This window comes from Cedecea selenatireducens (assembly GCF_042138895.1).
GTDB lineage: Bacteria > Pseudomonadota > Gammaproteobacteria > Enterobacterales > Enterobacteriaceae > Cedecea > Cedecea selenatireducens.
Genome location: NZ_JBHIKW010000012.1, coordinates 72238 through 92681, shown reverse-complemented (window position 1 = coordinate 92681; position 20444 = coordinate 72238). Strand labels below are relative to the sequence as shown.

Sequence of the window (20444 nt, the reverse complement as noted above, 5' to 3'; positions counted from 1 at the left end):
TGAGTCATTAATTCGTGCGAGCCTGGGTGTCCAGCAGCTTGCGGTCGATTTTGCCGTTAGGGTTCAGCGGCAAAGCGTCTTTAATAATGATTTGTGAAGGCACCATATAAGGCGGGATCACCTTCGACAGCGACGTTTTGATGGCTTCCGGCGCCAGGCCGGTGACGCAAAACGCCGCAATACGCAGCACGCCGCCGCCGGACTTCATCAGCGGCAGCACCACGGCCTCGCTAATGCCGGACATCGCCAGCAGGCGGTTTTCAATCTCGTTGATCTCAATGCGGTAGCCGTTCAGCTTGATCTGGCTGTCGTTGCGGCCCTGGCAGTAAAGCAGCCCGTCTTCGTAGCCGAGATCGCCGGTCCGGTAGCCCCGGTACTGCTCAGTTTCGCGGTACAGCAATTTCGCCGCGTTTTCCTGCGGCAGCCCGAGGTAACCGCGCATGACGTTTTTCCCCCAGATGATCAGCTCACCTTCCGGGGTAATTTCCATCCTCGACTCCGGCATCATGGTGCCCACCGGCAGCACGTCGTTTTCGCTGTGCAGGATCTCGTCGGTAATTTCAATCACCGTGGTGGCGATGGTCGCCTCCGTCGGGCCATAGGAATTCAGGATTTTGGCCTGCGGGAAGCGGCGGCGCAGCTGTTTTACCAGCGCCTTATTTAATACTTCGCCGATGAATACAAACACGCTCAGCTCGGGTAAATAGTCGCCGTTAAACTGCGGGGAAAGCAGTTTCTGGTAGGCAAAAGATGGCGTGGAAACCCAGGCCGATACGCCGTTGGTTTTCAGGCGTTCAAGCCAGTTCTCAGCGGCGATGTCCTCTTTCGCATTCAGCACGATGTGCCCGCCGGTGGCGAGGTTTGCCAGCAGCGGGATAAGGGAAAGGTCGAAGCTGAATACCGCGTGGTTCATCAGCACCGGCACGTCCGGCAGCGCAAAGTCCTGGCGCACCCACTGCATAAAGTGCCACAGGCTCTCGCGGCCAATCTGCACGCCCTTCGGTTTCCCGGTGCTGCCTGAAGTAAACATGATGTAGGCCAAATCTGGTTCGGCCAGCACGCTGCCCGCTTCTCCGGTCGCCACAAACTGCTTCGTTACCACATCGTAATAGTAAGGAGCGCTGGCAAGCTGGCAGATCTCTTTCAGACGCTCCTGCGGGTAGATGCAGTCCACCGGAATGTACGGGATGTTGTGCAGCAGGCAGCTATAGATAGCCACCGCAAACTCGGCCTGCTGATGCCCGTACAAAACTACCGGCGTGCCCGCCGGCTGCTGGTGCTGCGCGTAACGCTGCGCCCAGTCGGCTGCGGCGCTAGAAAGCTGCTGCCAGGTCAGGGCGCTATCGCTGCCGCTGATGGCTAACTGGTGTGGGCGAGCGGGATCGAGTAATGCCGCTCGCAGAAAATCCTGCAGTTCATGAAGCTCGGGGTGAAGGTTCATAGAGGTGACATTCCACTAAAGATGTAGAGGGAGGCCGCGGCGCTTGCCAGCGTCAGAATTCGTCCTAAAAACGCGATAACCGGATGGCGTAACCCGTTGCTCAAAGCAGGGCTGCTTTTGGCTGACCACAGCAGCATGTTATGCGCGACGGAAATGGCGCCGAACAGCGCGCCGCTGATGACATAGTGCCGTTCAAGCCCGTTCCATGCCCCCATGCAAAAGAGCGTGCAGAAAATGCCCACGTTCTGTGCCAGAGTTTTGTTTTGACGGAAGAAATCGAGCTTCATCAGATTCATGTAAATCGGCATAAAGACCACATCGCGCAGCCATTCAGACAGGCTGATGTGGAAGCGACGCCAGAAGTCCTGTGGGTTTTTAGCCAGAATCGGCATATTGAAGTTGGTCGGAATGTTCAGGCCAAACAGACGCCCGGCGCCGATCGCCATATTGCTGTAGCCCGCAAAATCAAAATAGAGGTAGGCGCTGTAGGCCAGCGACATCACCACGCCGACGGTGAAGGTAAACGGCCGGTGGCTCCAGGACTCAATCACCAGATTGTCGAGAAGCATCGCGAATAAGAACTTCTGCACAATGCCGGTGACGATTTGCTCCACGGCCAGCAGAAACTGTGCGCGCTCAAGCCTGAACACCGGCTGGTTGATATCGTTAACCCAGGTTCTCCAGCGGTACATCGGGCCCGCGAGGATCGCAAACGGCATAAACAGATAGCAGAAGTAATGCAAAAAGTTGCGGCCGTCCTTTTTGCTGCGGTAGAGCAGCACGTCAATGGCGCGGAACGTCATAAACGACAGGCCAATCATGCCCCAGTGGTTATTCAGGTGGAGTTTTACTAAAAACAGCGGCAGCAGGGTCAGGCTGACCGCCTGCCATGTCTTTAGCCAGCCTTTCTCTTTGAAGGTGACGAGAAGATAAAACGCAAAGAATACCGCTCCCGGAACAAGATAGTCGCCCTGGAAAATATATCCCCAAGCCAGCGCGGCGATGACGGAAAAAGCCGCCAGGTAGGTTAGCCGGTAATGCAATATGCGGTTAACCAGCGCAAACAGCAGCGCCGATGAAAACAGAAAGAAAAAAAATGTCCCGGAGCTATACATCATTCATCCTTCAGAATTTTTGGTATTCAAAGTGCACTTTGATATTCATGCTGTCGTCCACGGACGACCACGCAATAATGGTCACCGCCAGCAGCAGGTAAAGTACAAACAGGCGAACGGCGGTTTTCATCGTGCGAAGCTCTCAGCAATAAAGCGGTCCATGGCGACCCACGCCAGCTCGGTCGGATGCAGGCGGTCCCAGTTCCAGCCGTTTTGGTAAGGCTGGGCGTACATATCGAAATAGCGCACCTGGTTTTGCTCGAGATATGCCCTGATCTGGCGGTCGACGGGCTGGAATTTTTGGGGGTTTTTCAGCGCCCAGGGGTTAAGCGGGTCAACAATCACCACAAACTGGGCATGGCGCGACTTCAGCAACTCGATGGTGGCCTTGAAGGCTTCCATCTGGCTGTTTACCACCGGCGTTTCATACCACTCTTCCGCCGCTTTCTCGTCGTCATAAACGCTTTTGTCCATCCACAACGTCGCGGCGCTTTCCTGGCGGACCAGGTTTAACTCACGGGCGTGAGCCAGCTGCTGGTTCCAATCGGGAGCCACGTAGCTTTTAGCCGATTGCGGCCAGGGGCGGTGCGTCTCAGGCACAATACGCAGCAGCGCCAGCCAGTGGTTTTTGACCATCGTGCAGAAGTTAGCAAACTCATAATTAACTTCCTGCCAAATAATTTGCGGATGCCAGCCATATATTTTCATTTCGCCAAAGGTTAAATGGCTAATGTCCTCTCTATCAATGTGATGTAAATAATTGACGAGGTAAGGACGGGCTTTTTCATCCTCCATCAGGGGATTAAAAATAGCGGCCGGGAAATGATCGGCAAAAATGGCTGGAGGAATTGTGTCAAAATAAAAACTGTCCGGGGCAAACAACAGAACCACTTTACTGTTTGCGTTAAGGTCATTTTTAAAACGCGAAAGCAGCAGGAACTGAGTGATGTTATCCACATAACTATCCCCGTAGGCCACCACCGGCTGATGTAATTGCTTATTAAAGTAATTATATACCGCGTAATGTTCATCTTCCGAGGTCGACACTTCGGAGGCCCCGAGGAAAAATAGCGCATTGCCTTGTAATGCATGGGAAATCGTCGCTATTTTCTCTTTTTGTTCTTTCGGCGTGCCCTCCATTGATTTAATCAACGGCTGGAATGTTAGCGGCGTGGAGAAGCTCGTCACCAGGGCGGGAACGCAAAGGAGCAAGACGGCAAGAAGCGCCATCAGGATATGCAGGCAGAGTGTATTTTTGATGTTCATTATTAATGTAAGGTTACATGACTACCGTTTGTTTAAAATTTGTTATTTTTTATCAACACAACAAACCATCCCTGTGTACCGCAGCACTATATACCAGGCATCCCCCCGATGATGAGCGTTGCTGTGTAACGGTATGTACAATGAACGTAGCGGGGTAATAATAATTAGCGGCGTTATGTCAACATAAATCTGGTCAGGCTGTGGGGATTTTCACGGTCGTTTATGTCAGGTTGTCGATCTCTCCTGTATCGATTTATGATAAAGACAATCAATGCCCGGCGGATAAGCAAAGATGAGAGAAATAACTTTTTTCACCGGCGGAGGAACTTAATTGTTTATTTATGAGTGATGTTTTTGAGTAATATTTTAAATAGTGGTAAATAAAATAAATTCTTAAGGTTAATTTAATATATTGATGCTTTGGGTGTTGTTAATGGCATTGATTTTACTGGCTTTTATTTTCATGGCGTACCTGGCTACCTGTCGTGGAAGGGATAAAGAAAATAAAGCTGCATTTTATCGGCGGCTGGAGCAATATGTTTGTCCGTTCCGTTATGAGTTGCCTGAAACCTTCACCGTGAGTTAATGCCATGAGTTTGAAAATACGCAGAGCAAAACCTGAAGATGCCCCGCTTTTGGCGGCGCTGGGTAGCACCAGCTATCGCTATCACTTTGAACAGTATTGGGTTTCCGATGAGGAACTTCAGGCCTTTATTGAGCAGGAATACGCCCAGGATACGCTGGCCGAAAGCCTGGCCGATCCTACGGTCAGCTGGTTTATTGCCGAGGCTGAAAAGCCGGTCGGGTTTACCAAAATCAGCTGGAACCGCCCGGTACCGGAGCATTCTTTTGCCGGCGCTTTGCTTAACAAGCTCTACCTGGCGCCCGGCGAGACGGGTAAAAACTACGGCAGGCTGCTGTTCGAAGAAGTGCTGCAGCTGGCGCAGAAACGAGAGCAGAGTTACCTCTGGCTGGAAGTGCTGGAGGGGAACCTCGGCGCAAGGCGGTTTTACCAGGCCCAGGGTATGCGCCACTTAACCAGCGAAACGTTTTCCAGCGCCACGCAAACCAGCACCATACATATTCTGGGCAGGAGTCTTTAAACGTGATCAAATCAGGTCTTCTGTCTGCTTTTTTGATTGCCGCACTGAGCCTGCCTGCGGCGGCCATTGCCACACCGAACGTTCAGGTTGGCTTTTCGCCGGAAGGCTCGGCGCGGGCGCTTGTGCTGCAGGTTATCGCCGGGGCGAAAAAGTCTATCCGCATGATAGGTTACTCCTTCCAGGCTCCCGACATTGCTCAGGCGCTGGTGGACGCGAAAAAGCGGGGCGTTGAGGTGCGCGTAGTGGTTGATAAAAAGCGCAATCAGAACAAAGCCAGCCTGAAAGCGATGAACTTCGCCGTCGCGAACGGCATTCAGCTGCGCATCGACGGGCATTATCACATCCAGCACGACAAAACGATCATCGTGGATGATCAAACCGTTGAAACCGGTTCGTTTAATTACGCGCCTTCAGCGGAAACAGAAAACAGCGAAAACGTGGTGGTGCTCCGCGATATGCCGGACATCGCCCGCCAGTACGTTTCCCACTGGGAAAGCCGCTGGGCGCTGGGCGTGCCTTTCAAATTAATTCAATAAACTTTTCCACCCCATACCTTCACTCGTCCTTGTGAGCCCTTTTGAAAACCTGATTGATGTTTTATTTGTTATGTTATAACGTTCTTTCTTTTCGTGTAAGGGATACACAAGGGGACATTATGATCATGAGAAAATCGGCGTTTATTCTGGGCATGGGCGTTTTGCTGGCTGGGCATCAGGCGCTGGCGCACGGTCATCATCACGGCAAGCCGCTGACGGAAGTGGAACAAAAGGCGAGTGAAGGGATCTTTGACGACGTGAACGTGAAAGATCGCGCCCTGTCCGACTGGGACGGCGTCTGGCAGTCGGTCAATCCGTATCTGTTGAGCGGGGATCTGGATCCTGTGCTGGAGAAAAAAGCCAAAAAGAGTGGCAAGAGCCTGGCGGAGTACCGGGCGTATTACCAAAAGGGCTATGCGACAAACGTGGAGACGATGGGTATTGAAAATAACGTCATCGAGTTTCACGTCGGCAAAGAGGTGCAAAGCTGCCGCTACGACTACGCCGGACACAAAATCCTGACCTACACCTCGGGAAAGAAGGGCGTTCGTTATCTGTTTGAGTGCAAAGATGCGCAGTCAAAAGCGCCGAAGTTCGTCCAGTTTAGCGACCACATCATTGCCCCGCGTCAGTCGCAGCATTTCCATATCTTTATGGGGAGTGAATCACAAGATGCCTTGCTGAAAGAGATGGATAACTGGCCGACGTTTTACCCGTACAATATGACCAAAGCCCAGGTTGTCGACGAGATGCTGCATCACTAACGAAGTTAAGCGGGCGCGTCTTCGCGGCCCGCTGCTTTGACGCTTAGAACAGGTAACGAGTCCCAATGGTGAACTCGCTGGAGGCCAGGCGAGCCTTCATCTGCTCGTCCTTCAGGCCGCGCACGTTGCCGAAAGTGTTGTAGCCACTTTCCACTTTTCCCATATCCACATAGCGGTAGCCAACGTCGATGCTCAGGCGATCGACTGGCGAGTAGCTGACGCCCGCGCCCAGCGAATAAGCGAGATTGTTTTGCGTGCTGTCGGCATATTCACGGGACGTGTTGCCCTGCCAGCCGCCGGCTTTCACTTTTGCAACGCCGACGCCAGCGGTACCAAATAGCGACACGCCATAGCCGAGATCGTAGTCGCGATAAACGTTAAGCATCAGCCGCTCGGTGTTCAGCTTCAGGTGGTTGAAGCTTGTCGGGAAAGCGGTGGAGCCGCTGGTAAACTCGGTTTTCTGGCGGAAGGTGTATTCCCCTTCGGTGCGCCAGCCGTTGCCGTACTGGTAGCCCGCCGCCAGCGAAGCGCCGCCGAGCCTGTCTTTTTCTTTGCCGTCAACAAACTGGCCAACGCCCGGGCGGCTGCTGGTGTCCTGGTCGCTGGCACGCTGTTCGCTGTGCACGTATTTCGCCGAGGCGTAGTAGCCTTCATCGCTGGTGGCCGCGACGGCATGTCCAGCGCTCAGCAAAAGCGCCAGCGCCAGTAAACTTTTCTTGTGATTCATATCCCGCACCTTGTCGTGTTAGCCCGCGTTCAGCTCTTTATCAATGCTTTTCAGCCCTTCCAGCGCACAGGCCTGATCCAGATGGCCGCCCGGTGCGCCGCCGACGCCGACCGCGCCAATCACCTGTTCACCGGCCTTCACCGGCACGCCGCCCGCCAGCAGCAGGAAGCCTGGGATATCACGCATATTGGCCGCACCCGCGTTGGACTGAGAGCCTTTCATCACGTTGTCGGTTGGGTTTTTAGTGGTCAGGGAAGTGAAGGCCTTCATGCGGCTGGCTTCCACCGTGTGCGGCCCGGCGTTGTCCATGCGCTTCATCACCAGCGGCGTGCCTGAGCGGTCAACCACGGTGACAGCCACGTTGTAGTTATCTTTGGCGCACATCTGAAGGACGCTTTGTGCCAGCTTGTCGGCCAGCTCAAGGGAGATGTTTTTCTGGCTCAGCACGCCGGTGGCGGCGCTGGCGGTAGAGACGATGCCGCCCAGCAGCAGGGCGCTTAACAGAAGACGTTTCATGATGTTGCTCCAGAGTTGTTGGTTATGGGGCAATATTATGAAACGAGGCGCAGGCGGGAAATTGACGCGAACACCTAACTTTCCAGGTAGTTTTACTTAGGCTCTTTGGCGATGTCGCCGTAGGTTTTTAGCAGCTTAGGCAGGGAATTCACTTCCAGCTTGGAGAAAATATTGGCGCGGTGCGCTTCCACGGTGCGAGGGGAAAGCGAGCACTGCTGGGCAATTTCCTTGCTGGAATAACCCTGAATGAGCTGCTCCAGCATCTCTTTTTCTCGCGCGGTAAGCGTCGCCAGTTTCTCCTGCAGCGGCCGCCATTTTTGCCGTGCCTCAAACCGGGCCTTTTGCTGTTCCATCGCCGCCCCGACGGCCTCGAACAGCAGATCGGCATCAACGGGCTTGGTCAGAAACTCAAAGGCACCGTTCTTAAAAGCCCGGCGGCACAGGTCGATGTTGCCGTGTCCGGTCATGATAATCACCGGCAGCGTCAGGCCTTGCTGCGTCCATTCCTCCAGCAGCGTCAGCCCGGTTTTTCCCGGCATCCGAATATCCAGCAGCATGCAGCCGTCGAGCTGGCTAAGGTCACCGGCGTGCTGCTGAAAAGCCAGGGCGCTGTCGAAAGCGTGAGTTTGCCAGCCGACGGTAGAAAGCAGGAGGCTCAGCGAGTCGCGAATGGCGGCGTCATCGTCAATCAGCCAGATGCGCGGTTCCATTATTTCTCCTCATCCCGTAGCGGGAACCAAAGGCGGAAGCAGGCTCCGCTTCCTGGCGTGTTGCCGGCTTCAATGGTGCCGTTCAGGCGCTGTATTAGCGTATCGGCGAGCGCCATTCCCAGCCCGATGCCTTGCGCACGGGTGGTGAAGAACGGGATAAAGACCTGTTCCAGCGCTTCGGGGGAAAGCCCCGGCCCGCCGTCGGTCAGCGTCAGCGCGATACCCTGATTTTCAATCCTGGCGTCCAGATGTATCCAGCCTGTACCGCCGGTTTGTGCCTGAATCGCGTTACTGGCGATGTTATGCAGGATTTGCTCCAACCAAAGCGGCGGGGCAAACAGCGGCGGCAGGTCGTCAGCAAACTGGCTGGTGGCGCGGATTTTGCCGCCGCGAAGTTCGTTATCCAGAAGTTTACACACCCGCTGCCAAAGTCTTTGGAGATCGACCTGCTGGTACTCGGCACGTTCACTGGTGAGCTTCTGGCGGAACTGGCTGAGCAGGGCGTCGATGCGCTTGATTTGTAGCACGGCGGCATCCAGCAGGTCAGGAACCTGGGCCGGATTCTCCTGCTTGATCAGCCTCACCGCCGCCTGGTTGTAGCTCATAACGGCGGTTAGCGGCTGGTTTAGCTCATGCACCATGCCTGCCGCCAGCTCCCCCATGGTATTCAGCCGCGTCAGTTCGGCGTAGCGGGCGCGTAGATCGGCAATATCCCGGCGGCGCTTATTCGCCTGATACAGCGTCAGCAAATAAATCGCCAGCGCCCAGAAAAGTGCAGGAGAAAAGATAAGCCACCAGGGCAGCTTCGCCCATTCAGGGCTGTCGCTGACCGAAACTAAAAACGGCTGCGTAGGGCTGGCGACGGTTTTATCCCACCGCCAGTAATCTGCGGCGGCGTCGCCATGTTCGCAAAGTATTGTGTTATTCCAGCTGATGGCCAGATGCCTGAAGTTCTTTTTCTCGCCGAGCGTGTCGAGCAACGTCGGGAGATCAATCAGCAGCGAAAGGTTAGGGCGGTTCAGCCAGTAGCGGCCATGGGCTTCAGCAACGACGGGCAGGCGCGGTTCAAGGTTGTTATGCCGCCGCCACAGGACAAGCTGCGGCAGGATCTTTTGTACTTCACCGGCGTCCTGACTGGCCGGCAGCAGCGGGATGATGGCGTCGTGCTGCGACAGCTTGACCGTAATTTCACGATAAAGAATGCGGAAGTCGGCGGACTTCTCTTCGTACTGCTGCTGCAAGAACCAGGCACCAAGCCCCGCGCAGCTAAGCAGCGTGAGCAGCAGCCAGCTGATTATCCTTAACATGCGGAGTCCTTTTGTCGGCGACGGGTTAAAACGTGGGCTTCAGTATGGAGTAACTTTTAGGCAAAAAAAAGACGGGCGCTTGTGTGCCCGTCTTGTTCAGCTTTTAGAAAACTCAGTGTTTGTTACAGCCCGCGCACTGTTTGTTCTGGATCTGCTGGAAGAAGTCGTTGCCTTTGTCATCCACCAGGATAAACGCCGGGAAGTCTTCCACTTCGATTTTCCAGATGGCTTCCATACCCAGCTCAGGGTATTCCACCAGTTCAAGGCTCTTGATGCTGTTTTGCGCCAGTACGGCAGCCGGGCCGCCGATGCTGCCGAGGTAGAAGCCGCCGTGTTTGTGGCAGGCGTCCGTCACCTGCTGGCTGCGGTTACCTTTGGCCAGCATTACCATGCTGCCGCCGTTGGCCTGCAGCTGATCCACGTAGGAATCCATGCGGCCTGCGGTGGTTGGGCCCAGGGAACCAGAGGCATAACCTTCAGGCGTTTTAGCCGGGCCCGCGTAGTAAATCGGGTGATCTTTCACGTACTGCGGCAGCTCTTCCCCGTTGTCCAGGCGCTCTTTCAGCTTCGCGTGGGCGATGTCACGCGCCACGATGATGGTGCCGCTGAGCGACAGACGGGTGGAAACAGGGAACCCGGACAGCTGAGCGAGGATCTCGTTCATCGGGCGGTTCAGGTTCACTTTCACCGCTTCGCCTTCCCCGGCCTGACGCAATGCTTCCGGAATGTATTTGCCTGGGTTGCTTTCCAGTTTCTCAATCCAGATGCCGTCTTTGTTGATTTTCGCCTTGATGTTACGGTCGGCGGAGCAGGAGACGCCCATGCCGATCGGGCAGGATGCGCCGTGACGCGGCAGGCGAACCACGCGGATGTCGTGGGCGAAGTATTTGCCGCCGAACTGGGCGCCCAGGCCGAGCTTCTGCGCTTCTTCCAGCAGTTCTTGTTCAAGCTGCACGTCGCGGAACGCCTGGCCGTGCTCGTTGCCTTCGGTTGGCAGACCGTCGTAGTAATGGGTCGACGCCAGCTTCACGGTTTTCAGCGTAGATTCAGCGGAGGTGCCGCCGATAACAAACGCCACGTGGTACGGCGGGCAGGCTGCGGTGCCCAGGGTACGCATTTTCTCAACCAGGTAATTTTTCAGCTTCGCCGGGGTGATCAGCGCTTTGGTTTCCTGGTAGAGATAGGTTTTGTTGGCCGAACCGCCGCCTTTAGCCACACACAGGAATTTGTATTCGTCGCCGTCCACGCTGTAGAGGTCAATCTGCGCTGGCAGGTTGGTGCCGGTATTCACCTCTTTGTACATATCCAGCGCCGCGTTCTGAGAGTAGCGCAGGTTATCTTCAATATAGGTGTTGTACACGCCCTGAGACAGCGCCGCTTCATCGCCGCCGCCGGTCCAGACGCGCTGGCCTTTTTTACCCATGATGATGGCGGTGCCGGTGTCCTGGCAGGTTGGCAGAATGCCTTTGGCCGAGATTTCGGAGTTACGCAGGAACTGCAGCGCGACGTATTTGTCGTTTTCGCTGGCTTCCGGGTCGCTCAGGATGCTCGCCACCTGCTGCTGATGGGCCGGGCGCAGCATAAAAGCCGCATCGTGAAACGCCTGCTGTGCCAGCAGGGTCAGCGCCTGAGGATCCACCTTAAGAATGGACTGGCCTTCAAATTCGCTGACGGAAACGTGGTCGCGGGTTAACAGGTAATATTCGGTGTCGTCATGCGCCAGCGGGAAGGGATTTTGGTAAACAAAAGGTTTGTTCGACATAGCTCATTACTCCATAAAAATAAACCGCCGGAGGTCACCCTCCAGCGGCTTTAAATCAGAACATCAGGGACATCCACGGATAACCAATCACCAGCAGCGCGACCAGGAACAGGCCGCCGAAGATGGTGCCCAGGCGCCAGTAATCTTTGGTTGGCAGGTAGCCGCTACCGTAGTAGATAGGGCTCGGGCCGGTGCCGTACGGGGTGATGATGCCCATGATACCCAGCGAGGTCACCATCAGCAGACAGAACACTTCCATATTCATGCCCGGAATGGTGGAGGCGATGGTCAGCATCGCCGGCAGCAGCGCGGTGGTATGCGCGGTGGTGCTCGCAAACAGGTAGTGCAGCAGGTAGAACGCCAGCAGTAGCACGATGGTCGCGGTGCCAGGGGCGATGCCGGTCATCAGCGCGCCGCCTTCTTTACCTAACCAGGAGATGAAGCCGGTAGAAGACAGACCATCGGCCAGGGCAACCAGGGTGGCGAACCAGACGAAGGTGTTCCACGCCGCTTTGTTATTGGTGATGTCGTTCCAGTTCAGGACGCCGGTCCACAGCATCAGGACGATAACCAGCAGGGCAGCCAGCGCAGGCTCAATCCAGCTTGCCGCGAAGATCCACATCACCAGCGCGGAGCAGACGAACACCAGCAGCAGGATTTCGTTGCGGGACAGTTTGCCCAGTTTTTCCAGCTCACGGCTCGCCCATTTCGGCACTTCGTCGTTCACTTTCACTTCAGGCGGGTAGAGCCAGTAGGCCAGCAGCGGCATGGTCAGCAGTAACAGCAGGCCAAGCGGCAGGAAGGCGAGGAACCACATGCCCCAGGAGATGTTGATCCCGACGATGCTTTTCACCAGCGCCAGCGCCAGCAGGTTAGGGGCCAGGGCAGAGAGGAACATTGAGCTGGTGATACAGGCTGCGGTAATCGCCACCCACATCAGGTAAGAACCGATTTTACGTGCGCTCGGGTCGTTAGGTTTAGAGCCGTACAGCGGCGGCAGGTTGGCGATAATCGGGTAGATTGTCCCGCCGCTACGTGCGGTGTTGGACGGGGTAAACGGCGCCAGCAGCAGGTCGGCGAAGGCAATGGCGTAGCCCAGCGTCAGGCTGCGACGGCCAAGGTATTTCACCAGAATCAGCGCCAGGCGACGGCCAAACTGGGTTTTATCGTAGCCGGCGGCGAACATAAACGCGCCGAAGATAAGCCAGACGGTAGAGTTACCGAAGCCGCTGACCGCCCATTTAAAGGAGGCACCTGCCAGCTTGAATTTCGGGTCGGCCATTTGCTCCGGGCTGAACAGCAGCCACTGGCTGCCGAGCGAAATGACGACGATCCCGGTCAGGCCGATAACGGCGCCCGGCAGCGGCTCGAAGATAAGCCCGACGATGACGCCGACGAAGACAGCAAAGAAGTGCCAGGCGTACGGCGGCAGGCCGTCCGGAACCGGAACCAACAGCAGCAACAATGCCACAATGACGGGCAGCGCCATCATCAGCCAACGTTTGTTGCTGCCTGCTTTTTTAGTGCTCTCTTTGAGCGGCGGTAGATTGGTGGTTATTACACTCATAATGACACCGTTATAAGGAGTTAAGGATTCTGTTTTTATTTCCGCTTACTTTAGTTTTTAAACTTTCTTTATTAATTAAATGTTGGTTTCTGGTTGTAGCGGAAATAACCATTCATCGCTTTTTATCAGCGGTGAATTAAATTCTTTGGATAATTATATATTGCGCTTTCGGGGTATATGACAATTGATCGAGATCAAGAAACAGCATTCTGTTTATTCTTTTATAAAAAAATAATAGTTCGCCTGTTTGCAGGGTTATTTACGCAAAAAAGTTATCAATTTGATCATTAAAAATGCGCCTTTAAGTCCATTTTTAGTGGTTTAAGCTGACTCGATTCCGCTCCTTGTAAGGCCTGGCTTGTGTTTTTGTTGTTCGTGAGCAAGGTAACTGAAATGTTATATTAATTTAATAATCTGTTATCTTTTATATTTTAATTAATAACACGTTGTGGGTAATTGTGTTATCACCGTTCTTCAATAGTTTTTAAACTAACGTAAATAGTTTGGTAACTAAAAATAGTCTTATATTGTTGATATGCGAAATGGCCAATAACCAGAATGAAAATAGTGCCAGCAACCCAATTCTCAGTTTTAAAATTTAAAGTTTGGAGTCGACATTATGAGCACCGACAAACACATGTTAAGCCCATTTACTTTACCTAACGGTACGGCGTTAAAAAATCGTCTGTTAATGGCACCGATGACCACCTGTACCGGGTATTTTGATGGCACCGTGACCGAAGAGCTGGTGGAATACTACCGCGTACGCGCCGGCAGCATCGGCACCATCGTGGTGGAATGCTGTTTTATTGACGATCTGGGCCTCGCTTTCCCGGGCGCTATCGGGATTGATAACGACGAGAAAATTGCCGGACTGGCGAAAATCGCCTCCGCGATTAAGGGTGAAGGCTCCAGAGCACTGCTGCAGATTTACCACGGCGGCCGCATGGTCGACCCTAAGCTCATCGGTGGCCGTACGCCGGTTGCGCCAAGCGCGCTGGCTGCACCTCGTGACGGCGCAGCTACGCCGAACGCCCTGACCACTGAAGAAGTGGCAGGCATGGTGGGCAAATTCGGTGACGCCGTTCGCCGCGCAATTCAGGCCGGTTTTGACGGCGTGGAAATTCACGGCGCAAACACCTACCTGATCCAGCAGTTCTATTCCCCGAACTCAAACCAGCGCGACGACGAATGGGGCGGCAGCCGCGACAACCGCGCTAAGTTCCCGCTCGCTGTGCTGGATATCACCCATCAAATGGTGCGCCAGTACGCCGACGACGCGTTCATCATCGGCTATCGCTTCTCCCCGGAAGAGCTTGAAGTCCCTGGGATTCGCTTTGACGACACCATGTACCTGCTGGAAAAACTGGCCGCTCGCGGTCTGGACTACCTGCACTTCTCCCTGGGCTACTCGCTGCGTCCGTCGATCAACGACACCACTGACCCAACGCCGCTGATCAACAAATACTGCGAAATGCGTTCAGAGGCGCTGGCGCAGATCCCGGTGATGGGCGTGGGCGGCATCGTGAATGCTTCCGACGTGGAAACCGCGCTGGAGCACGGTTATGACCTCGTGGCCGTAGGCCGCGCCTGCATCGCCTACCCGGACTGGACTGCCCGCATCGCCAACGGCGAAGTGCTGGATCTGTTTATCGACAGCACCAAACGTGAAGAGCTGACCATCCCTGAGCCGCTGTGGCGCTTCTCGCTGGTCGAGGCGATGATCCGCGACATGAGCATGGGCGGCGCCTCTAAGTTCAAACCGGGGATTTTCGAAGAAACCGTTAGCGATGACGTCAACCAGCTGGTGATCAACGTCAGCTTAGACAGCGATCGTATCGCCGATATCGCGCTGGCCTCTGGCCCACAGGACGACGTTGAATTCACCACTAACTTCGAAGAAATTCGTACCCGCATTCTGACCGCTAACTCGCCGTTTGTGGACGCCATTTCTGGCGCAACGTCCCAGAGCGAAGCGGTGAAAAAAGCCGTTTCTAAAGCGATGGTGAAATCCAGCAAACAGCAGGCGTTTGAAGAAAGCGGCGGCGTTAGCGCCCCGCAGAGCTACGACGTTGTGGTCGTAGGCAGCGGCGGTGCCGGTCTGGCGGCGGCGATTCAGGCGCATGACGAAGGTGCCAGCGTTCTGATCGTTGAGAAAATGCCGTCCATCGGCGGGAACACCGTTAAGGCTTCAGCCGGGATGAACGCGGCGGAAACTCGCTTCCAGCGCGTAAAAGGCATTTTCGACAGCAAAGAGCTGTTCTACGCCGAAACCCTGAAGGGCGGCTACAACAAAAACAACCCTGAGCTGCTGCACCGCTTTGTGGAAAACGCCCCGCAGGCGATTGAGTGGCTGGCGGACCGCGGCATCATGCTGAACGACATCACCACCACCGGCGGGATGAGCATTGACCGTACCCACCGCCCTCGCGACGGATCGGCGGTTGGCGGCTATCTGATCAGCGGCCTGCTGCGTAACATCAACAAACGCAGCATCGACGTGCTGATGGAAACGGCGGTAACGGACATTCTGTTTGAGCAGGGCGCGGTGAGCGGCGTAGCGCTGCTGACGGACGAAAACGAAGCGCTCACGGTGCACGCGAAAAGCGTTATCGTGGCGACCGGCGGCTTCAGCGCCAACAGCCAGATGGTGGTGAAATACCGTCCTGACCTGGAAGGGTTTGTAACTACTAACCATAAAGGCGCGACCGGCGGCGGTATCGCCCTGCTGGAAAAACTGGGTGCCGGCACGGTGGATATGGGCGAAATTCAGATTCACCCAACCGTAGAGCAAACTACGTCGTACCTGATTTCTGAGTCCATTCGCGGCGGCGGGGCTATCCTCGTGAACCAGAAAGGCAGCCGTTTCTTTAACGAAATGGAAACCCGCGATAAAGTGTCGGCGCAGATTATCGCGCTGCCGGAGAAATTCGCTTATATCGTGTTCGACGAGAACGTGCGCACTAAAAACAAAGCGGCGGATGAGTACATCGCCAAAGGCTTTGTGGTTAGCGCTGAAGGTCCACGCGAGCTGGCGGAAAAACTCGGCATGGATTACCACACGTTCCTCGCCACGCTTGAGCGTTACAACGGCTTCGTGGAAAATCAGTACGACGAAGATTTTGGCCGTAAAACCGCGCTGCGTAACCCGATTAAAGATGGTCCGTTCCACGCCATCCGTATCGCCCCAGGGGTGCACCACACCATGGGCGGCGTGACCATCAACGCTGAAACCGAAGTGCTGGATAAACAGCATCAGGTTATCCCTGGCGTGTTCGCCGCGGGTGAAGTGGCCGGTGGGATTCACGGCGGAAACCGCATCGGCGGTAACGCGGTGGCTGATATTATTGTCTTTGGTACCCAGGCGGGCCATCAGGCGGCAAGCTGGGCAAAACGCTAAGCCCGAATGCGCTCCGGCCAGTGCCGGGGCGCAACCCTTTCAGCTAAAGGAGCCGCTATGTCACAAACCGAAGGTGTTTACGGGTACTCCGCGGTATTAATGGGCTCGCCCATCCTCCTCAAACTGTTCGAACATAACGAAACGCTCGCCTCTCAGGTGTTCCGCCTGATTAAACAATACGAAGACCTCCTGACCGTTAACCGGGCCGAATCCCAGGTGATGAGCATTAATCACGCCGCGGGCAGGCACCCGGTCACCGTCGGCCGCCCGGTGTTTGAGCTTATTAAGTGCGCGAAAGCCGCCAGCCTGTTTCCCGACAGTATCTTTAATCTGGCCATCGGCCCGCTGGTGAAACGCTGGAAGATTGGCTTCAAGGGCGACAGCGTCCCGCCGGAGCAGGATATTGCCGCGCTGCTGCCGCGCACGCAGCCGCATCAGGTGGTGCTGGACGAAGCCGAAGGCAGCGTTTATCTGGCGCATACCGGCATGGAAATCGATCTTGGCGCGATAGCCAAGGGCTATATTGCCGACCGCGTACGTGACTTCCTGAAGCGCCAGGGCGTGGAGCAGGGGCTGATTAATCTCGGGGGCAACGTGCAGACCCTGGGCTCGCCGGAAGGCGGCTGGTCCATTGGCCTGAAAAAGCCGTTTAGCGGCCCCGACGAGATGCTGGGCGTGATTGAGGTGGCAAACAAGTCGGTGGTGACGTCCGGCGTTTACGAGCGCTATTTCGAACTGGACGGCAAACGCTATCACCACATTCTCGATCCGCGTACCGGCTACCCGCTGGACAACGATCTTGATAGCGTGACGATCGTTTCCACCGACTCCATAGACGGGGATATCTGGACCACGTTGATTTATGGCATGGGCGTAGAAAAAGGCTGTGCGGTGTTGGCAAATCGCCCCGATATCGAGGCGATTTTTGTGACCAAAAGGCGAGAGATTATTCTCTCTTCCGCCAGCCAGTTCCGCTTTACGTTACTGGCTGACGGCTACCAACTGATTACTGGCAGTACTGCTTAAGCAGGCCAAGCTGCTCAACCTGCAGGCGGTAGCGGTAAACCGGGCGGCCGGTCATGCCGTAGTGAATGCTGGTGAACAGAATATTAATCTGTGCGAGCCAGATCAGATACTTACGGCATGACACGCGAGAGATATTCACCGCCGCCGCCAGCTCGTCGGTGGAGAACTCTTCCGTTGGGTGCGTGTCGATCCACTGGCAAATGGTGCGCAGCGTTTGCGGCGTCAGCCCCTTCGGCAGGCGCTTGGCGTCCGCCACCACCGGCGAGCCACCGTGCAGCAGACGGTCGACGTCAGCCTGCTCATAATATTTATGGGTGCCCATCAGGTTTTTCTTTTCGCGCCAGTTGGTTAGCGCCTCTTCAAAGCGCGGGAACTGGAACGGTTTAATCAGGTAATCGACCACGCCGTAGTGCATCGACTTCTGGATGGTGGCCGCGTCGGCCGCCGACGAGATAACGATCACGTCGATGGTTTTCCCCGCTTCACGCAGCGTAGGCAGCAGATCCAGGCCGTTATCCTGCTGCATATACACATCCAGCAGAATTAAATCTATTTTTAACTCCGGGTTGCTGACCATCTCCCGCGCCTGTTTCAGCGTGGAGGCGGAACCGCAGCAGCTAAAGCCCGGGATTTGGCTGACGTAGGCGCGGTTAAGCTCCGCGACCATCGCATCATCATCAACAATTAAGACATTAATCACGCATTGTTCCTTTCACTATCCCAGGGTAACTGCACAAAGAATTGGGTGAAGACGCCGGGTTCTGACTCCACCTGAATACTGCCGCCAAGCCGCTCAATCTGCTGCCGGGCGAGGAACAGGCCTACGCCACGCTGCTCGCCTTTGGTGGAGTAGCCTTTGTCAAAAATAGACTGAATATGGTCCGGCTCGATGCCCGGCCCGTCGTCGCTCACTTCGACGCTCAGCACGCCGTTCTGGTAATGCAGCAGGACGCCGACTTCGCCGTCAGGCTGGCCGCTCATTGCGTCCAGCGCGTTTTCGATCAGGTTGCCCAGCGCGGTAATCAGCGCCATCACCTGCAGCTCGTTCGGGTTGTCCGGCAACTGGCATTCCTCGGCAAGCGCCAGGTGATGGCCCGCTTCACGCGCGCGGTTAATCTTGCCAATCAGGAACCCGGCAATCACCGGCGACTTAATTTTGCTCTGCAGCGTGCCAATTTCCGTCTGGTAATTGCTCGCGGTTTGCAGAATGTACTCTTCAAGCTTGTCGTAATGCTTAAGCTGCAGCAGGCCGAGGATCACGTGCAGCTTGTTCATAAACTCGTGTGAGCGCTCGCGCAGCGCGTCGACATAATTCACCATGCCGTCTACACGCTGGGTCAACAAATTGATTTCCGTTTTGTCGCGGAAGGTGCTGATGGCGCCGATCACCTGGTTATTTATACGAATTGGCACGGCATTACACAATACCAGCCGGCCGTAGCTGATGATTTGCCTGTCCTGAATTGACGTGCCGGTGTGGAGCACTTCGCACAGCGTCGCCACCAGCGGCCCCGGCGGCACGGTTTTGCCGAGGCGGAAATCGTCCGGGGAGAGCAGCAGCTTGCGCGCCGCGTGGTTGATGAGCGTTACCCGGCCCTCGCGGTCAACGGCGATAATGCCCTCTTTAACGGACTGAAGCATCGCCTGGCGCTGCTCGAACAGCGCGGAAATTTCATACGGTTCGAAGCCGAACAGAATGCGCTTCAGCACGCGCACCAGCACCCAGGTGCCGAGCGAGCCGAACAGGGCGCTGAACAACACCGTCCAGAGCACGCTCCAGCGGCTTTTGCTGATCTGCTCGTCCACTTTGCTGAGCGAAATACCGATGGCTACCACGCCAATCTGCTTATGCTGCTCGTCATAAACCGGGGTAAATACGCGTAAAGCCTCTGCCAGCACGCCGTGGTTTATCGAGACGTTCTCTTTGCCTTCCAGGGCCGGGAAAATGTCATCACCGATAAAATGGGAGCCAATATTGCCGGGCTGAGGGTGTGAAAAGCGGATGCCGTTCATGTCGGTCACCACCACGAACAGCAGATCGTTACGTTCCTGCACGCGGGTGGCGACCGGCGGAATAATGTCTTTGCCGTGCGGCTGCGTCAGGCCGTATTTGATGGTCGGGTCGTCGGCCAGGGTTCTCGCCACCGCCAGCGCGGTGTCTTTCAGGCCGCTGCGGGTGGCGTTGCTTATCTGAATAAAATACAGCGCATAGACCACAAGCAGCACCGAGCCGATGACGGCGCACAGCATCAGCGTCACCGAGGTGCTGAGTTTCATCGGGCGTTTGGCCGTTGTTTGCGGGGGCTTCGTGTCGCTCATGGTTGTTCCGGTCCGGGGCGCAAACGCTGATTATCGCCGAAGGAACCGGATTGTAAAAGCCGTGTCAGAGATAGCGGCCAATATACCTCTGCGGAGAAACGCCCAGCTTTTTCCGGAACATAGCGATAAACGCGCTGCTGCTGGCGTAGCCGAGCGTGCTGGAGAGCGTGCTGATGGTGGTGCCGCGTGCAAGATGGCAGACGGCTTCCACCAGGTGCATCTGCTGCCGCCATTCGGTAAAACTGAGCTGCGTCTCTTCCCGGAACAGCCGCGACAGGGTTCTTTCGCTCGCACCAACCCGCTTGCCCCACCAGGCGAGGGTTTCGCGCTGGGAAAGGTCGCTGCACAGCGCGTCGCAAAGCTGGCGAATGCGCCGGTCGTGGGGCAGGGTGATGTGGCACAGGGCGATGTCCTGCAGGCGCAACAGTTCGTTGTGCAGCAGGTCATGCAGCAGCCAGAGGCGCTGAGGGTCGGCTGGCTTTTCCAGCCCCGCCACGGTGAGGGACTGAAACAGCGGCGTGACGGCCAGGCTGCGGCTGCGGCGGCTGAACGCGGCCGAGGCTGCAGGCGTCATGTACAGGTTGTGGGTCACCACTTTGCCGATGGCCTCTAAGCCGTGCGGCAGGCGCCCCGGCAGCCAGAGCGCGTGGCCGGGGGCGACGACCCAGACGTTTTGCTCGCTGCGGATCTTCGCCACGCCGCTGACCGGGTAAATCAGCTGGCCCTGTTCGTGGGCGTGAAACGGTTCCTGGCTTCCTGCGCTATAATGGAGTTCTCGTACTTCCAGCAACGCTTCCTGCGGACTCTGCTGTGTGCCTTGCTTTATCATCTGTTGCCTGCCGTTCGTCCGATTCTCGCCATTTCATGACGCAGTAGCGCGTTAAG

Annotated in this window: 18 protein-coding genes; 6 read left to right on the top strand and 12 right to left on the bottom strand. The window is 55.8% G+C overall.

Going from position 1 to position 20444, the window contains the following annotated elements; all coding sequences use genetic code 11:
* Positions 1–7 precede the first annotated feature (7 nt).
* The 3 genes from ACE38U_RS18070 to ACE38U_RS18060 all read right to left on the bottom strand — a co-directional run bounded on the left by ACE38U_RS18070 (position 8) and on the right by ACE38U_RS18060 (position 3822).
* A complete protein-coding gene (locus tag ACE38U_RS18070; RefSeq protein WP_375530283.1) occupies positions 8–1441 on the bottom strand; it encodes an AMP-binding protein in 1434 nt (477 codons plus the stop codon).
* Positions 1438–2556, bottom strand: a complete 1119-nt coding sequence (locus ACE38U_RS18065) for an MBOAT family O-acyltransferase (protein WP_375530314.1) — start codon at positions 2554–2556, stop codon at positions 1438–1440. The genes ACE38U_RS18070 and ACE38U_RS18065 overlap by 4 nt, the downstream gene beginning before the upstream one ends.
* A gap of 126 nt (positions 2557–2682) precedes the next feature.
* Positions 2683–3822, bottom strand: coding sequence for a D-alanyl-lipoteichoic acid biosynthesis protein DltD (locus tag ACE38U_RS18060; protein WP_375530282.1), 1140 nt, complete (start codon positions 3820–3822; stop codon positions 2683–2685).
* A gap of 433 nt (positions 3823–4255) precedes the next feature.
* On the opposite strand from ACE38U_RS18060, the gene ACE38U_RS18055 reads away from it, so the two are divergent.
* The 4 genes from ACE38U_RS18055 (at position 4256) to zinT (ending at position 6225) form a co-directional block, all read left to right on the top strand.
* Positions 4256–4408, top strand: a complete 153-nt coding sequence (locus ACE38U_RS18055; protein ID WP_375530281.1) for a hypothetical protein — start codon at positions 4256–4258, stop codon at positions 4406–4408.
* Positions 4409–4412: 4 nt separating this feature from the next.
* On the top strand, positions 4413–4925 hold the full coding sequence (locus ACE38U_RS18050) for a GNAT family N-acetyltransferase (protein ID WP_038475255.1): 513 nt from the start codon (positions 4413–4415) through the stop codon (positions 4923–4925).
* A 2-nt stretch (positions 4926–4927) separates the two neighbouring features.
* Positions 4928–5461 carry a phospholipase D family nuclease gene (locus tag ACE38U_RS18045; RefSeq protein ID WP_511161099.1) on the top strand — a complete coding sequence of 178 codons (534 nt, stop codon included), beginning with the start codon at positions 4928–4930 and terminating at the stop codon, positions 5459–5461.
* A 125-nt stretch (positions 5462–5586) separates the two neighbouring features.
* Positions 5587–6225, top strand: a complete 639-nt coding sequence (zinT, locus tag ACE38U_RS18040; protein WP_370527381.1) for a metal-binding protein ZinT — start codon at positions 5587–5589, stop codon at positions 6223–6225.
* 43 nt (positions 6226–6268) lie between these two features.
* On the opposite strand, the gene ACE38U_RS18035 is transcribed toward zinT, so the two are convergent.
* From ACE38U_RS18035 to ACE38U_RS18010, 6 genes are all read right to left on the bottom strand, one after another.
* A complete protein-coding gene (locus ACE38U_RS18035) occupies positions 6269–6952 on the bottom strand; it encodes an outer membrane protein (protein ID WP_081948172.1) in 684 nt (227 codons plus the stop codon).
* Positions 6953–6970: 18 nt separating this feature from the next.
* A complete protein-coding gene (locus tag ACE38U_RS18030) occupies positions 6971–7468 on the bottom strand; it encodes a GlcG/HbpS family heme-binding protein (protein WP_375530280.1) in 498 nt (165 codons plus the stop codon).
* Between the two features lie 92 nt (positions 7469–7560).
* Entirely contained in the window at positions 7561–8178 is a 618-nt protein-coding gene (locus ACE38U_RS18025) for a response regulator transcription factor (RefSeq protein WP_176981877.1), read from the bottom strand.
* Positions 8178–9485 carry a sensor histidine kinase gene (locus tag ACE38U_RS18020; protein ID WP_375530279.1) on the bottom strand — a complete coding sequence of 436 codons (1308 nt, stop codon included), beginning with the start codon at positions 9483–9485 and terminating at the stop codon, positions 8178–8180. Before ACE38U_RS18020 ends, ACE38U_RS18025 begins: the two co-directional genes overlap by 1 nt.
* Before the next feature lie 112 nt (positions 9486–9597).
* Positions 9598–11247, bottom strand: a complete 1650-nt coding sequence (fumA, locus tag ACE38U_RS18015; protein ID WP_038475242.1) for a class I fumarate hydratase FumA — start codon at positions 11245–11247, stop codon at positions 9598–9600.
* 55 nt (positions 11248–11302) lie between these two features.
* Positions 11303–12814 (bottom strand): DASS family sodium-coupled anion symporter, encoded by a 1512-nt coding sequence (locus ACE38U_RS18010; protein ID WP_304515773.1) that lies wholly within the window; start codon positions 12812–12814, stop codon positions 11303–11305.
* Between the two features lie 619 nt (positions 12815–13433).
* Between ACE38U_RS18010 and ACE38U_RS18005 the strand changes: the two genes are divergently transcribed.
* Positions 13434–16214 (top strand): NADH-dependent fumarate reductase, encoded by a 2781-nt coding sequence (locus ACE38U_RS18005; RefSeq protein ID WP_375530278.1) that lies wholly within the window; start codon positions 13434–13436, stop codon positions 16212–16214.
* A gap of 57 nt (positions 16215–16271) precedes the next feature.
* On the top strand, positions 16272–17240 hold the full coding sequence (locus tag ACE38U_RS18000) for an FAD:protein FMN transferase (protein ID WP_375530277.1): 969 nt from the start codon (positions 16272–16274) through the stop codon (positions 17238–17240).
* Here ACE38U_RS18000 and dcuR read toward each other — a convergent pair.
* The 3 genes from dcuR to ACE38U_RS17985 form a co-directional block, all read right to left on the bottom strand.
* Positions 17221–17940 carry a two-component system response regulator DcuR gene (gene dcuR, locus ACE38U_RS17995; RefSeq protein WP_331636619.1) on the bottom strand — a complete coding sequence of 240 codons (720 nt, stop codon included), beginning with the start codon at positions 17938–17940 and terminating at the stop codon, positions 17221–17223. The genes ACE38U_RS18000 and dcuR overlap by 20 nt on opposite strands.
* Positions 17937–19559, bottom strand: a complete 1623-nt coding sequence (locus tag ACE38U_RS17990; RefSeq protein ID WP_038475231.1) for a sensor histidine kinase — start codon at positions 19557–19559, stop codon at positions 17937–17939. Before ACE38U_RS17990 ends, dcuR begins: the two co-directional genes overlap by 4 nt.
* Before the next feature lie 64 nt (positions 19560–19623).
* Complete coding sequence (locus tag ACE38U_RS17985; RefSeq protein WP_375530276.1) at positions 19624–20388, bottom strand: AraC family transcriptional regulator; 765 nt, start codon at positions 20386–20388, stop codon at positions 19624–19626.
* Positions 20389–20444: the final 56 nt, after the last annotated feature.

Bases quoted from the DNA above. Each gene is read 5' to 3' on its own strand.
- ACE38U_RS18050 (WP_038475255.1), top strand. From the start codon at position 4,413: ATGAGTTTGAAAATACGCAGAGCAAAACCTGAAGATGCCCCGCTTTTG.
- ACE38U_RS18020 (WP_375530279.1), bottom strand. From the start codon at position 9,485: ATGTTAAGGATAATCAGCTGGCTGCTGCTCACGCTGCTTAGCTGCGCG.
- ACE38U_RS18065 (WP_375530314.1), bottom strand. From the start codon at position 2,556: ATGTATAGCTCCGGGACATTTTTTTTCTTTCTGTTTTCATCGGCGCTG.
- ACE38U_RS18070 (WP_375530283.1), bottom strand. From the start codon at position 1,441: ATGAACCTTCACCCCGAGCTTCATGAACTGCAGGATTTTCTGCGAGCG.
- ACE38U_RS18030 (WP_375530280.1), bottom strand. From the start codon at position 7,468: ATGAAACGTCTTCTGTTAAGCGCCCTGCTGCTGGGCGGCATCGTCTCT.
- fumA (WP_038475242.1), bottom strand. From the start codon at position 11,247: ATGTCGAACAAACCTTTTGTTTACCAAAATCCCTTCCCGCTGGCGCAT.
- ACE38U_RS17985 (WP_375530276.1), bottom strand. From the start codon at position 20,388: ATGATAAAGCAAGGCACACAGCAGAGTCCGCAGGAAGCGTTGCTGGAA.
- ACE38U_RS18005 (WP_375530278.1), top strand. From the start codon at position 13,434: ATGAGCACCGACAAACACATGTTAAGCCCATTTACTTTACCTAACGGT.
- ACE38U_RS17990 (WP_038475231.1), bottom strand. From the start codon at position 19,559: ATGAGCGACACGAAGCCCCCGCAAACAACGGCCAAACGCCCGATGAAA.
- zinT (WP_370527381.1), top strand. From the start codon at position 5,587: ATGAGAAAATCGGCGTTTATTCTGGGCATGGGCGTTTTGCTGGCTGGG.
- ACE38U_RS18035 (WP_081948172.1), bottom strand. From the start codon at position 6,952: ATGAATCACAAGAAAAGTTTACTGGCGCTGGCGCTTTTGCTGAGCGCT.
- ACE38U_RS18010 (WP_304515773.1), bottom strand. From the start codon at position 12,814: ATGAGTGTAATAACCACCAATCTACCGCCGCTCAAAGAGAGCACTAAA.
- ACE38U_RS18055 (WP_375530281.1), top strand. From the start codon at position 4,256: ATGGCATTGATTTTACTGGCTTTTATTTTCATGGCGTACCTGGCTACC.
- ACE38U_RS18000 (WP_375530277.1), top strand. From the start codon at position 16,272: ATGTCACAAACCGAAGGTGTTTACGGGTACTCCGCGGTATTAATGGGC.
- ACE38U_RS18060 (WP_375530282.1), bottom strand. From the start codon at position 3,822: ATGAACATCAAAAATACACTCTGCCTGCATATCCTGATGGCGCTTCTT.
- ACE38U_RS18025 (WP_176981877.1), bottom strand. From the start codon at position 8,178: ATGGAACCGCGCATCTGGCTGATTGACGATGACGCCGCCATTCGCGAC.